At 40.1% G+C, this 14,111-nt stretch carries 12 protein-coding genes; 7 read left to right on the top strand and 5 right to left on the bottom strand.

Annotated elements, in window-relative coordinates; genetic code table 11:
- Positions 1-2: 2 nt before the first annotated feature.
- The 7 genes from hypF (at position 3) to HCU67_RS02305 (ending at position 7,672) form a co-directional block, all read left to right on the top strand.
- Positions 3-2,255 carry a carbamoyltransferase HypF gene (gene hypF / locus HCU67_RS02335; RefSeq protein WP_168550997.1) on the top strand — a complete coding sequence of 751 codons (2,253 nt, stop codon included), beginning with the start codon at positions 3-5 and terminating at the stop codon, positions 2,253-2,255.
- 3 nt (positions 2,256-2,258) lie between these two features.
- Complete coding sequence (locus HCU67_RS02330; protein WP_168550996.1) at positions 2,259-2,534, top strand: HypC/HybG/HupF family hydrogenase formation chaperone; 276 nt, start codon at positions 2,259-2,261, stop codon at positions 2,532-2,534.
- Positions 2,535-2,537: 3 nt separating this feature from the next.
- Positions 2,538-3,632, top strand: coding sequence for a hydrogenase formation protein HypD (gene hypD, locus HCU67_RS02325; RefSeq protein ID WP_168550995.1), 1,095 nt, complete (start codon positions 2,538-2,540; stop codon positions 3,630-3,632).
- Between the two features lie 9 nt (positions 3,633-3,641).
- Entirely contained in the window at positions 3,642-4,703 is a 1,062-nt protein-coding gene (hypE, locus tag HCU67_RS02320) for a hydrogenase expression/formation protein HypE (RefSeq protein ID WP_246865686.1), read from the top strand.
- Position 4,704: 1 nt separating this feature from the next.
- Positions 4,705-5,799, top strand: a complete 1,095-nt coding sequence (locus HCU67_RS02315; protein ID WP_168550994.1) for an NHL repeat-containing protein — start codon at positions 4,705-4,707, stop codon at positions 5,797-5,799.
- Between the two features lie 104 nt (positions 5,800-5,903).
- Positions 5,904-6,851: a phosphotransferase gene (locus HCU67_RS02310; protein WP_168550993.1), complete on the top strand. Its 948-nt coding sequence runs from the start codon at positions 5,904-5,906 to the stop codon at positions 6,849-6,851.
- Complete coding sequence (locus HCU67_RS02305; protein ID WP_210423602.1) at positions 6,848-7,672, top strand: 3'(2'),5'-bisphosphate nucleotidase CysQ family protein; 825 nt, start codon at positions 6,848-6,850, stop codon at positions 7,670-7,672. Before HCU67_RS02310 ends, HCU67_RS02305 begins: the two co-directional genes overlap by 4 nt.
- A 163-nt stretch (positions 7,673-7,835) precedes the next feature.
- On the opposite strand, the gene HCU67_RS02300 is transcribed toward HCU67_RS02305, so the two are convergent.
- From HCU67_RS02300 to HCU67_RS02280, 5 genes are all read right to left on the bottom strand, one after another.
- A complete protein-coding gene (locus tag HCU67_RS02300) occupies positions 7,836-8,543 on the bottom strand; it encodes an urease accessory protein UreH domain-containing protein (protein WP_168550992.1) in 708 nt (235 codons plus the stop codon).
- 259 nt (positions 8,544-8,802) lie between these two features.
- A complete protein-coding gene (gene scpA, locus HCU67_RS02295) occupies positions 8,803-10,875 on the bottom strand; it encodes a methylmalonyl-CoA mutase (RefSeq protein ID WP_168550991.1) in 2,073 nt (690 codons plus the stop codon).
- A 189-nt stretch (positions 10,876-11,064) separates the two neighbouring features.
- The gene (locus tag HCU67_RS02290; protein ID WP_168550990.1) at positions 11,065-12,093 is read right to left on the bottom strand and encodes a LacI family DNA-binding transcriptional regulator; all 1,029 of its coding nucleotides are present in this window, start codon (positions 12,091-12,093) and stop codon (positions 11,065-11,067) included.
- Complete coding sequence (locus HCU67_RS02285) at positions 12,090-13,079, bottom strand: Gfo/Idh/MocA family protein (RefSeq protein WP_168550989.1); 990 nt, start codon at positions 13,077-13,079, stop codon at positions 12,090-12,092. The genes HCU67_RS02290 and HCU67_RS02285 overlap by 4 nt, the downstream gene beginning before the upstream one ends.
- Positions 13,076-14,110 (bottom strand): aldose epimerase family protein, encoded by a 1,035-nt coding sequence (locus HCU67_RS02280; protein ID WP_168550988.1) that lies wholly within the window; start codon positions 14,108-14,110, stop codon positions 13,076-13,078. The genes HCU67_RS02285 and HCU67_RS02280 overlap by 4 nt, the downstream gene beginning before the upstream one ends.
- Position 14,111 lies beyond the last annotated feature (1 nt).

Genomic DNA, 14,111 nt, shown 5'->3' with positions numbered 1-14,111 from the left:
GAATGCTTAAAACCTATAAAATACAGGTTGGTGGTCAAGTACAAGGAGTTGGATTCCGACCCTTCGTCTTTAACCTGGCCCAAAAATATCAGCTAAAGGGTACAGTAAGCAATAACGCCAATGGGGTTTTGATTTATGTGAATGGAACAAGTGAGTTAATGAATTTTATGGAAGACATTTTGGAAAAAGCACCGGATGCTGCTATCATCCAAAATCATACTATGGAGGAAATGGAATCCATGGAGTTCGAAAACTTTTCTATTATCCCTTCTCAAAAAACCACCAAAATAGCGATACCCCTTACGGCGGACTTTGCCATCTGCAACTCCTGTAAAACGGAAATTCAAGACCCAAGGAATCGAAGATATCGGTACCCCTTTACCACTTGTACTCAATGTGGTCCAAGGTATGCCATCACACAAAAATTTCCATTTGAACGGGCACATACCTCAATGAACCAGTTCACTATGTGTGAAAGCTGCGTTGTCGAATATGAAAACCCAAAGGATTCCAGATTCCATTCCCAAACCAATAGTTGTGAGGATTGTGGAATTACAATGCAACTGCTATCGAATTCAGGGGAACCAGTTTCTGCCGAAAACGAAAAGGCGATTTTAAGTACGGTTGCTAGTTTCCTAAAGGATGGAGCCATTGTCGCTTTGAAAAATACCAGTGGTTACCTGTTATGTGTGGATGCCACAAATCCTGAAGCCGTTAAGAAATTGAGACAAAGAAAACAGCGTCCAACCAAACCGTTTGCTTTGTTGTACCCGAACATGGAAAAAATCCATGAAGCCTATGAGGTATCCAAACACGAACAGAACGCCCTGGAATCAAGAGTCTGTCCCATTGTACTTTTAGATGCCAAGCAACAAACAAAAGAGCACCTAGCTGAGGAAGTAGCTCCCGGTTTAGACCACTACGGGGTCATGTTGCCCTCAAGTGCTTTGTTGACTTTGCTTTCCATAGAAGTACAAATTCCTTTAGTAGCTACAAGTGGAAATATCCACGGTTCACCAATTCTTTCATCAGAAAAAGAAGCTAGAGAAAAGTTGAATGTAGTGGCAGATTATTTTTTGAACCATAATTTGGAAATTGTTTTTCCTCAAGATGACTCGGTAATGCATTTTGCGGATAAGCAGCGAATTTTGTTGCGCCGCTCTAGAGGATTGGCTCCTAATCTTATGGGATACACCCCCAAGACTAGCGAGAAGGTATTGGCCATGGGGGCACATTTAAAAAGTACCCTGGCCTTCACACCTAACGGACATACCTATGTGAGCCCCTATTTTGGAAATTTAGATTCCTACGAAGTACTTCAGCGTTACACGGATACTTTGCAACGGTACACCCAACTATTTGAGGAATTGCCAGAAATGGTTGTGGTAGATAAGCATCCTGCTTATCAAAGCACGATTTTAGGAAAGGAACTCGCCACAAATTGGGAAGTTTCTGTGATTGAGGTGCAACACCATAAAGCGCATTTTGCAAGTGTTTTGGCAGAGCATGATTTATTTGAAACTACAACACCTGTTCTCGGTGTGATTTGGGATGGGACCGGTCTAGGTGATGATGGCATGATTTGGGGTGGGGAGTTTTTTGTGTATGAGAATCACCAAATGGACCGAAAGGCACACTTTGAATACTTCGACACCTTGGCAGGAGATAAAATGGCCAAAGAACCGAGATTGTCATTGTTCAGTTTGGTAGCTCCAGAAACTGAAGTTGAAGACAAATTTTCAAAAGGGGAATTTAAGATTTACCAAAAACTGAAAGAGAATCCAAAACTCAAAACATCTTCTGTCGGCAGATTGTTTGACGCGGTTGCTTCCTTATTGGAGGTTTTGGATGTTTCCACTTATGAAGGAGAAGCTGCGTTGCTTTTGGAAAATCTCGCATGGCAATACCGAGGGGAGTGTATTGATTTGTTGGAGCGAAAATCCTTTGAAAATGTTCCTTCCAAAACAATTATAGACCGCTTACTTACCCTGAAAAATCAAGGAGAATTAAAAGCAAAGCTAGCAGCCAGTTTCATTTATACGCTAGCAGGGGTGGTGATTAAAATGGCAAAGACTTTTGAAATATCAACCATTGCCTGTAGCGGGGGTGTATTTCAAAATCGCTTATTGGTACAAACATTATTGGATATGACCAAAGAAAATGATATTAACTTCCTATTTCATAAGGAGATGTCAAGTAACGACGAGAATATAGCATTGGGCCAATTGGCCTATTATCAAAACATAAAAGAATAAGTTATGTGTTTAGCGATTCCAGGAAAAATCAAAAGTATTGAGACTATACATGATGGTCTGGTACGTATGGCTAAAGTTTCCTTTGGGGGAATTACCAAGGAGGCCAGTTTAGAAATGCTCCCCGACGCGCAAGTGGACGATTACGTATTGGTTCATGTGGGAGTGGCGATTAGTAAAGTAGATGAAGAGGAAGCTCAAAAAACGTTCAGCTATCTGGAAGAAATTGGAGAACTGGGCGAATTGGAAGATGTAGACGAATATTTACCCAAAAAAGAATAGGCTATGAAGTATTTATCAGAGTACCGAGACCCAGAATTGGCGAAAAAATACTTGGAGGAAATCAAGAATACCGTTTCAAGACCATGGTCTATTATGGAAGTTTGTGGTGGGCAAACTCATAGCTTGGTGAAGAATGGTATTATTGAGATGTTGCCGAAAGAAGTCACGATGATTCATGGTCCGGGCTGTCCAGTATGTGTAACTCCCTTGAACCTGATTGATAAGGCCGTGCATTTGGCGTTGGAAAAAGGGGTTATTCTCTGCTCGTTTGGGGATATGCTTCGCGTACCCGGTTCAGAAAAAAGTCTTTTGGAGGCAAAAGCGGAAGGAGCAGATGTACGCATTTTATATTCTCCTTTGGAAGCTGTAAAAATTGCGGAAGACCATCCTGAAAAAGAGGTCGTCTTTTTTGCGGTTGGTTTTGAAACTACAGCACCAGCCAATGCACTATCAGTGATTCATGCACACCGTAAAGGATTGAAGAACTATTCTATTTTGGCTTCACATGTATTGGTTCCACCGGCGATTAAGGCGGTCATCGATGACGAAGAAAGCCGAATCGATGGCTTTTTAGCAGCAGGTCATGTTTGTACCATTATGGGCAATTCGGAGTACCATCCACTTTCTGTAAAATACAAAGTGCCTATTGTCGTGACTGGTTTTGAACCCTTGGATGTGCTTCAAGGTATATTAATGGTGATTCGCCAATTGGAACAAAGCCAATCAGAAGTTGAAAATCAATATGCGCGTATCGTCCGTGAAGAGGGCAATGTCGAAGCACAAAAAGTAATTCACGAAGTATTTGAAATTCAGAATCAGATGTGGCGGGGTATTGGTGAAATCCCGATGAGCGGGTATGGAGTAAAACCCAAATATGCGGATTTTGATGCGACCAAGAAATATGAAGTTTCCATTGAAGAAGCGCCAGAAAATCCGGAGTGTATCTCAGGTCAAATCATGAAAGGTATCAAGAAACCCTTTGAATGCGCACAGTTTGGTAAAAAGTGTAAACCATCAAATCCATTGGGTGCTCCGATGGTGAGCAGTGAAGGTGCGTGTGCCGCGTATTATCATTTTTCAGGGATGGTCGAAGCATAATAATTTTGAATGTCAGAAGAGAAAAAATTACGCATGCAGTTGCAATGCCCTATGCCCAAATTAGATTTTGATGTCATTACCTTGGGCCATGGTAGTGGTGGATTATTAACCAATAAATTACTGGATAGTGGGGTTTTTGACCTCTTGTCAAATCCTATTTTGGACGCTCGTCATGATGGTGCATTTATAGAGCTTGACGGGAAGACGGCTTTTTCTACAGATAGTTTTTTGGTATCCCCAATCTTCTTTCCAGGGGGAAATATTGGTGAGCTGGCCGTAAACGGTACAGTAAACGATTTAGCGATGTGTGGGGCTATCCCAAAATATCTATCACTGAGCTTTATTATTGAAGAGGGACTAAAGGTTTCAGAGTTCTGGGAGGTTTTGGTTGCTGTAAAATTTGCTTGTGAGAAAGCCGGAGTACATGTAGTTACGGGAGATACCAAGGTGGTGGAAAAAGGGAAAGGTGATAAAATCTTTATTAATACCTCCGGCATTGGGAAAGTGCATCCCAAAGCAAATATCGCGGCGAGTACTATCAAAAAGAGTGATAAAATTATTATTAGCGGACAAGTAGCTACCCATGGCATGGCCATCATGTCAGTTCGGGAAGGATTGGAATTTGATTCTGAAATAGAAAGTGATACGACCAACCTAAATCACACTATTTCGGGTCTTTTGGACCAATTTGGAGAAGACATTCATCTATTAACAGATCCCACCAGAGGGGGAGTGGCTACTGTTCTTAAAGAAACTGCTCAATCCATCAAGTTGGGAATCGATATCTTTCAAAAAGACCTCCCTATTAATGACCAAGTTTCCAGTGCCTGCGAACTATTGGGGCTTGACCCCTTGTACGTAGCCAACGAAGGTCTATTCATCGCTTTTGTCAATGAAGCAGTAGCTGATAAATTCCTTTCCGAATTGCAAAAAAATGAAAATGGAACGCATGCCAAAATCATCGGTATGGTCACTGAAGAACATCCAGGACAGGTGATTCTTGAAAGTGCCATTGGAGGAAAACGCGTGGTGAGTATGTTGCCTGGAGAACAATTACCACGAATCTGCTAATATGGACTTTTCAACGCTAGGCAAACAGGTGTGCAACCCCTACATTTTTAAAGGCTCCGAGCAGAAACCCTTTTTGGCCCCCAGAGGAGTCCATTTCATCAATGATATGCTTTTTGTATCTGATACTGGTCAGAATCGGGTGTTCATATGGAACAAACTACCAAACAATCTATATAAAGAACCGGATTTGGTTTTAGGGCAGCAGGACGTTGAAAGTTCGGGAAGAAATGCGGGTGGGATTGTTTCCGCTGAAAGTTTACATTATCCTTCTGGGATTTGGAGCGATGGACAACGGTTAATTGTTGCAGATGCTTGGAATCATCGTGTCTTGATTTGGCATCAATTGCCCACCAAACATGGACAAGCGGCTGACGTGGTATTGGGTCAACCTGATTTTGAATCGAACGAGGTCAATGTCGAAGGCATCTCAAAAGACCCCACGGCAAAAAGTATGCATTGGCCTTATGGTGTTTTTTCGGACGGGAAGCAGTTATGGTTGGCTGACACGGGGAATCGTAGAATCTTGTATTACGACACCATCCCTACGGAAAACTATGCTCCTGCAAACAAAGTGATTGGAAAACCCAATTTTTCCACTCGCGACTATGAAAACAATCAGCCTATTTGGCCGTATTCCGTTAAATTAAATCGAGATGGTGTTTTGGCCGTAGCGGATACGCAATTCTACAGAACTCTGATATGGCGAAATTGGGAAATGGCGTTCCATGCCCCGGCGGACGTTATTATTGGTCAACCTGACTTTGATGCCTGTGGACAAAATCAATATGGACTTTTTCCTGATTCCCATACCTTAAACTGGACGTATGATGTCTGCTTCTATAAAAAAGGATTGTTGGTCAATGATACAGGTAACAGCAGACTACTTTATTTTAAAAAAATCCCGAATACCAATAATCAGGCTGCTGATGCTGTCATAGGGAAACGTGATTTTAAAACAGGAAGTGAAAATAAGGATACAATAGTGGGAACCGATAGCTCCTTGTATTGGCCTTTTTCTATATGCACCCAAGAAAATAAACTAATCGCTGCCGACACCGGCAATCATCGCCTAGTGCTGATGGACCTGCTACTTTAAATCCTTAGTAAACGAAAGAACCTTCGCCAGGCATCCTTGATGATGATAATAGAATTATCTGACTTCCAAAGGTCAAATCCATGCATTTTGTTAAATTTCATCTTATGAATGCTAAACTCAAGTCTTTTCTCCTAAACAAAACGGCTGCAACAGATGCTAGGGATAAAGAAGTTATTCAAACCTTATGGAGCGGATATGGTAGCATTCAGCGCATCCTGTTGGAGGGTTCAGAGCTATCAAGTGTTATCGTTAAACATATCCAACTTCATAAAACGGGGAATCATCCCAGGGGGTGGAACTCTGATATGGGACATCAACGTAAATTAAGGTCCTATAAGGTAGAAGTGCAATGGTATCAGAATTATAATGATTGTTGCGAAGCGAGGATTCCAAAATGTTATGGCGTAATGGAGCGAGATAATGAAGTTTGGATTCTGCTCGAGGATTTGGATACTGTAGGTTATTTCATCCGAAAGCAGCGTTTAGATTGGACAGAGTTATCCAATTGCCTACAATGGTTGGCGCAGTTTCATGCTTGTTTTTTACATCAGCGACCAGTTGGTTTATGGGAAAAGGGAACCTATTGGCACTTGGATACCCGACCCCAGGAGCTTGAGGAATTGAGTGATTTAACCTTAAAGAATGCTGCAGCAAGAATCGACCAAAAACTAAGCGATTGTAACTACAAAACCTTGGTGCACGGCGATGCTAAATTGGCCAATTTTTGTTTTTCAGATAATAGTGAAGTAGCGGGAGTGGATTTTCAATATGTTGGTGGTGGCTGTGGGATGAAAGATGTGGCCTATTTTGTGGGCAGTTGTTTAGATGAGGTGCAGTCCGAAGCTTTTGAAACTAAAATATTGGATACGTATTTTTTTCATTTGAAGAATCACTTGAATCGGGAAGCAGAAAAAGTGGAAGAAGAGTGGCGACCACTTTATTCCGTAGCTTGGGCAGACTTTCATCGGTTTTTAAAAGGGTGGAGCCCCGGGCATTGGAAGATAAATTCCTATAGCGAGCGTATCACCCAAAGCGTTATAAGTAATCTATGAGTATAGATTTCGATAAACTTCAACAGGTAGCCGTTACTGCTTCTAAAGAAGCGGGGAATATAATTATGACCCATTTTGAAAAAGACATCGAAGTTACCACCAAACAGGGCATGTCCTCTTATGCAGCCCAAGTGGTAACTAAAGTTGATAAGGCTTGTGAGGAAGTCATTTTGAAACATATTAAACCCATAAGTGTGGAGTACGATTTGGCGATACTTTCTGAAGAAACGGAGGATGATGGGAGTCGTTTGATTAAGCCTTACTTCTGGTGTATTGACCCTATGGATGGAACCTTAGCATTTATTGAAAAACGAGAGGGTTTTTCGGTTTCCATTGCCTTGGTTCGTAAAGATGGTGTACCCATTCTGGGTGTAGTTTATAACCCAGTTTCCAACACTGTTTTTACGGCTCAAAGGGGAAAAGGTGTCTACAAAAATGGAATGTTCATAATCATGGAAAAAAAGAATGACTTTTTGACTTTTGTAACGGACAAAAAACTCAACAAGAAGGAGTTGCCTGAACAGATTTTAAAGGAAATAAATGTGATTCAAAATCAATTAAATTTAGATTCTTCGTTGGTGCTTTCCGGTGGCGGTTCTGTAATTAACGCCATTAAGGTGCTGGAGCATCAACCTGCACTCATGTTTAAATTCCCAAAAAAAGAAAAAGGAGGTGGAAGTCTCTGGGATTATGCAGCCACCGCTTGCATTTTTAACGAGCTTGGCCTTAGAGCTACCGATTTTAAGGGGGCCCCTTTAGATTTGAATAGAAGGGATGGCCTATTTATGAATCACAAGGGAATATGGTTTTCAAATCTATAGGTTGGCCAATACAGTAATTGGATAAGACAGGAAGTGATAACAAGGTTACAATTGTGAGAACGGACAGCTCCTTATATTGGCCTTTTTCCATTTGTACACAAGAAGATAAACTGATTGCCGTCGACACGGGAAACCACCGTTTGACAATTATGGATTTGTCGCTTTAGAAGCCTAGATAGAGCCAATAAACCCCGATAACTATAGCAAACAATCCTCCGGCAATTCGAATACCCTGAAAGGTATTTGGGTTTTGTAGTTTTTGGGAACCCCTTGATAATTTTCCCAGAATATAAGAGTAAACCACCATGGCCAAAATGGTTCCCAGCGCAAATCCAATAATGTAGAGTACCCCTTCAAATTGATTTTCAAAGCCTAAAACAGGAAGTAATAGCAAAAAGTGCGCTATCCCAGCCAATCCATGTAAAACCCCAATTAAAAATGAAGACCAACTGTTTTGTTTAAGTGCTTTTGAGTGAGTGTGTTCATGCTCCAGGGAGCTATGATCATGATTATGATCGTGTACGTGGATGTATGGTTTTTCACCGCCATGAATATGGGGGTGTTTGTGTTCCTTTCCTTTGAAGAAAATTCGAAAAATGGCCCATATTCCTACCCCGATGAGCACAACGCCAACCAATTGTTCGCTGTACTCCGAAATTAACTCAACGGGTATAAGTTCTTTAAAAGCCAAAAAGAGTAGTCCAATGACCAACATTCCCGTAAGATGCCCAAATCCCCAAAACAAACCGATTCGCCATACCTTTTTTCGGGTTTCAATGGCCAAGGGGGTTATTGCGGCAAGATGGTCTGGACCAGAGACTACATGTAGTACAGAGGCCAAAATTCCAGCAAAAAGAGATTGAACTATCACTAGAACAATATATTAACTATCCTGGGAATATTGGGTTATTAACTTCTATTTCTTTTGCTGTGAATTGACTGCTCTAATTGAAAAGTGCATGGATAATCTGAATAATTTATTTTAAGCTAGAAAAGTTTGTCAATCAATTCTTAATTCTAATTTATAATTTCAGATGATTTATAGCTGTTTGCTTTGGTATCAAAATGAAGGGCTTCATTTTCTACGCTATTGAATAGTTAATTTCTTGGCCTAATTATTAAATAGGCCACTAATGTTTTAAAATATTTAGAATTTCAATGGCAGCCTCAGAGATTTTAGTTCCTGGGCCAAAGATACCCACTGCGCCAGCTTCGTATAGAAAGTCATAGTCCTGTTTAGGAATGACTCCCCCTACAATTACCATAATATCTTCCCTTCCAAATTTCTTAAGTTCTTCGATGACCTTTGGCACCAAAGTTTTGTGGCCAGCAGCCAAAGAGGAAACGCCTAATATGTGTACGTCGTTTTCAACAGCTTGTTTCGCGGCTTCTTCAGGTGTTTGGAAAAGTGGCCCAATATCCACATCAAAACCTAAATCCGCATAACCTGTAGCCACTACTTTAGCCCCACGGTCATGCCCGTCTTGCCCCATTTTGGCAATCATGATGCGAGGCCTGCGACCCTCCTGCTCTGCAATCTCGTCGGAAAGTTTTAGTGCTTTTTCAAAAGAGGGGTCCTTTTTCACTTCTCTTGCGTATACTCCGGTAAACGATTTTATTTCTGCTTTGTGCCTTCCAAAAGCAGCTTCCAAGGCATCACTTATTTCACCTAAAGTTGCTCTTGCTCGCGCTGCTTCAACACATTGGGCCAATAAGTTTTTTCCTCTACCATCAACTTTTTTATTGGCTTCTTCGGAGATTTTGGTTAAAGTTGAAGTTACCAAATTTTGGTCTCTTTCCGCTTTGATTTTATTCAATCGGGATATTTGTTGCTTGCGAACCGCTTGATTGTCTACTTCTAAAATCTGTAGTTCGTCCTCATCATCTAATTGATATTTATTCACTCCTACAATAACATCTTGTCCGCTATCGATTCGGGCCTGTTTTTTTGCTGCAGCTTGTTCAATTCGCATTTTGGGAATTCCTGCTTCAATAGCCTTGGTCATACCTCCCATTTCTTCAACCTCTTCTATGAGTTGCCATGCTTTTTGGCAAAGTTCATGGGTCAATGATTCCACATAATAACTTCCTGCCCAAGGGTCGACTGTTCTTGTAATCTGTGTTTCTTCTTGAAGAAACAATTGGGTATTTCTGGCGATGCGCGCAGAAAAATCGGTAGGTAGGGCAATAGCTTCATCCAGTGCATTGGTATGCAGACTTTGCGTGCCCCCAAATACAGCTGCTGCTGCTTCAATCGTGGTACGTGCAACGTTATTGAAAGGGTCTTGTTCGGTTAAGCTCCAACCACTGGTTTGGCAGTGCGTTCGCAGGGCCATGGATTTCGGATTTTGTGGATTGAACTGCTTTACAATTTTTGCCCAAAGCATACGGCCGGCACGGAGCTTTGCTATTTCCATGAAATGGTGCATCCCAATTCCCCAGAAAAAGGAAAGACGGGGTGCGAAATCGTCAATTTTTAAACCTGCCTTTAGTCCAGTTCTAATATATTCCAATCCGTCAGCCAGGGTATAGGCCAATTCCAATTCTGCTGTGGCACCGGCTTCATGCATATGATAGCCAGAAATACTTATGCTGTTAAATTTGGGCATGTACTTACTGGTATACTCAAAAATATCTGCAATGATCTGTATGGAAGGAGTTGGAGGGTAGATATAGGTATTTCGTACCATAAACTCCTTAAGGATATCGTTTTGAATAGTTCCTGCCAGTTGTTCAGGTTTTACCCCTTGTTCTTCGGCCGCGACAATATAAAATGCCATTATAGGAAGCACTGCACCATTCATGGTCATAGAAACGGACATTTTATCCAAAGGAATTCCATCAAAAAGGATTTTCATATCCTCTACGGAATCAATAGCCACACCAGCTTTACCAACGTCACCAATTACCCGTTCATGGTCACTATCATATCCGCGATGGGTAGGAAGATCAAATGCCACGGACAATCCCTTTTGACCGGCTGCCAAATTTCTTCTGTAGAAAGCGTTACTTTCTTCGGCAGTTGAAAAACCTGCATATTGACGAATGGTCCACGGTCTTGTAACGTACATCGTAGAATAGGGTCCACGTAGATAAGGAGGTATTCCGGCAGCAAAATCCAGATGTTCGTATCCTGCAAGATTTTGTTGTTGGTTGTCAGAATTATTAGATAATTGCAGATGTTGCAGGTTCTTTCTTCCCATTCTTTATTTTTTGATGTACTACTTACATCTTCAACTTACGTTTAGGTAGTGGTCTAATGGCAAGATACTGCTCTTTTTGATTTTTCTAAAGGAAGATTACGGGTATCGATGGTTACTATAAATTCCAAAAATTCATCGATGTTCTTTTAAGTTTACGCTATTCTTCCAATTTATTTATTAGGCTCAATTTTAATTTGAAATTGTTAAAGTAGATTCCCTTTCTATCAAACTGGTTTTTACCAGTTTTGTAGTAAAAGATAAAAAGTCTTTAGTGTTTTCAATACGGTCAATAAGAAGATTTGCTGAAAGTTCTCCAATGTATTTACCGTGTTGACTGACCATTGTAATGGCTGGTGTGACATATTTTGAAAGTTCTCCGTTGGTAAATCCGATTAAAGAGATGTCATTTGGTACATTGTAACCCTTCGATTTGACGATATTCTGGACTTTTACAGCTGTGATTTCATCAAGTGCAATTATGGCATCTATTTTTTTATAATTCAAAAGAAGGGATAAGGTTAGTTCCAAATCTTCATTGGGATTTAATGCCTCAACAAGTTTTTCATCGAACGAAAAATTATTCTCGAGTAAAGCCTTTTTATAACCTTCTATCCTGAATCGACCTATTATGGAATCAGCTATTGGATTAACAATAGCTATGGTTTTACATCCAGTTTCAATGAGATACTTAGTTGCTTTATACCCTGCTTCAAAATCATCTACCACCACCTTGTCACAGTTAATCAAATCAGATACCCTATCAAACATCACCAAGGGAATTTGATTTTCGGATAAGTCTCTTAGATGTTTGGCATGATGCGGTATTTCATCTTCTTGGGCCGCGGATGAAATTATAACACCATCGACGGAACCATTGCTCAATAGCTCAAGTGTTTTTGTTTCCTTCTCCAAAGACTGATTAGTAATACAAGTGATAATACTATAGCCTTTCTCATCGGTTATTTTTTCTATTCCGTACAGGACCTGAACAAAAAAATAATTCAAGATATTGGGTATTACCACACCTATGGTTTTGGTATTTCTATTAAGAAGGTTAAGCGCTATTTTATTGGGACGATAGTGATTGTCTTTTGCAAACGCTCGTATTTTGTCTTTAAGTTTTTCACTTATTTCATGACTATCATTGATAGCTTTTGAAACCGTTGAAATTGATACTCCAAATTCAGATGCGATATCTTTTAAGGTTATCTTTTTCATATTTGCTCAAATGGAAAAGTTATTCCTGCTTGTTCTCGTACATCATCAACTATAGAGATTAAATCAAAGCTATTTTCGTGACTCCAGTAATCACTTTCCAGCTTTTTTGCATGAATGCAATAATGACATTCTTTAATCTCATAGGTAAACCCTTTGCCCAGGGTTGGTTCATAATGATATTTTTCCCAACCTTCTTTTCTTAAGGTAAATCCTTGGGTCTCATGCCAGATAGGTTCAATAAAAATTTCTCCTTTTTCACCAGCTATTTTTGCCTTCATATCAATGTTGTTCGCAAAACCGGAGTAAAGTACTGCTTGGGCCTCATCATATTGAAATAGTATAGAAGTTTGAATCTCTGCTCCTGTTTCATGAAAATTGGATCTTGCCAATATTTCTTTAGGTTTCCCAAATAGCAAATAACTTAGAAAAATAGGATAGACTCCCATATCCAAAAGAGAGCCTCCAGCCAAATCAGGATTTAGCATCCTACCATTTGGATCACTATCCAATACGTAAAAACTGAATTCTGCATTAAGATATCTTAGCTTCCCTATTTCGCCATTTTCAACCAAATGCTTCACTTTTCTAATGGCCGGGTTAAAACGGCTCCAAAAAGCTTCCATAAAGAAAACTTCATTCTTTTGGGAAGCTTCTATCATCGCTGCGGCTTGTGTTCTACTTGTAGAAATTGGTTTCTCGCATAAGACATGTTTGCCAGAATTCATTGCTGAAATGCTTACTTCGGCATGCGTATGGTGGTAGGTTGCTACATATACGATATCAACCTCTGCATCATTGAATAATTCTTTATAAGAACCATAAGACTTTTTTGCTCCGTAAGTCTTCGCAAAGTCTTTCGCACGATTACTATTTGAAGAAGCAACTGCCACCAATTCAGCATCATTTACCAAGGCTAAATCTTCAGCAAAAAGTCTGGCAATATTACCCAGACCAACAAGCCCCCATCTTATTTTCTTGGTTTTCATTTTTGAATTAAATTAAAATTGAAACTTGTTTCATGGCGATAGGTCTCCCCCTTTTTTAAAATACTTGAGGGAAAATTTGGGTGATTAGGAGCATCTGGAAAGTTCTGCGTTTCAAAGCATATGGCTGGGTATTCAATTTCGGACCAAAGGTGATTTTTTGGTTCACTTGCAAAAGCAATATGTTTTGGGGCAAAAATTACCGCTGCTGGTTGATTGGTTTCTATTTCAAGTTTAATGCCTGATGCCTTCGAAAATAACTTGAGTTGAGATGACACCTGGTCCAAAACAAAACAAGTATCCAATCCACCCAATTGTTTGATTTGGGATAGCTCTTTTGATTTGTAGAAGTCATACGCGGTACCCGCAGTTAGTATAAAATTTCCGGTGGGAATTAGTTTTTCATCCGTTTCAAGAATCTTCTTTGCGGTGATTTGACATGCATGATGTTCAACTGAATTGTCACCTAAATTGAAATAGGCATGATTGGTTAAATTAAGAACGGTATCTGAATCTGAAGTGGCCGTATAGCTTATACTTACCCTATTCTGAGCACTTAGACTGAAGTTTACTTTTATAGAAAGATTTCCGGGATAACCCTCTTCCAGGTTTGCACTTTCAAATCCTAAAATAACAGAAGGTTCTTCTCCACTATTTAATTCAACAATTTCCCAGATTTTATTATGTAAACCATTTAAACCTCCGTGCAAATGCACCCCATTTTCGAATTCAAGGCTTGCTAGGTTCCCGTTTCTGATTTCTTTTCTTTCTGCAATTCTACCAGCGTAACGGCCAATGGTATTTCCAAAAAAGTAAGCTTGTTTCTTAGTCTGTTGCTGATAACCTTTAAAGTTTTTTGGACCCACAATTACATCTCTTCGCGTTCCATTTTTATCATTCAACTCTAGTGCATGCCATGTCGCACCCCATGTAAGAACCCGAAGTACGGTGTCAACTTTATTTTTTAAGGATATGCAATGGACTTTTTCACCATTGAATTCCCCAAATTCTGATATGTGTTCTGCTGCAATCAAT

Source organism: Croceivirga thetidis, assembly GCF_012272815.1.
GTDB lineage: Bacteria > Bacteroidota > Bacteroidia > Flavobacteriales > Flavobacteriaceae > Croceivirga > Croceivirga thetidis.
The sequence above is the reverse complement of the archived record's forward strand: the minus strand, read 5'-3'. Positions and strand labels throughout refer to the sequence as shown.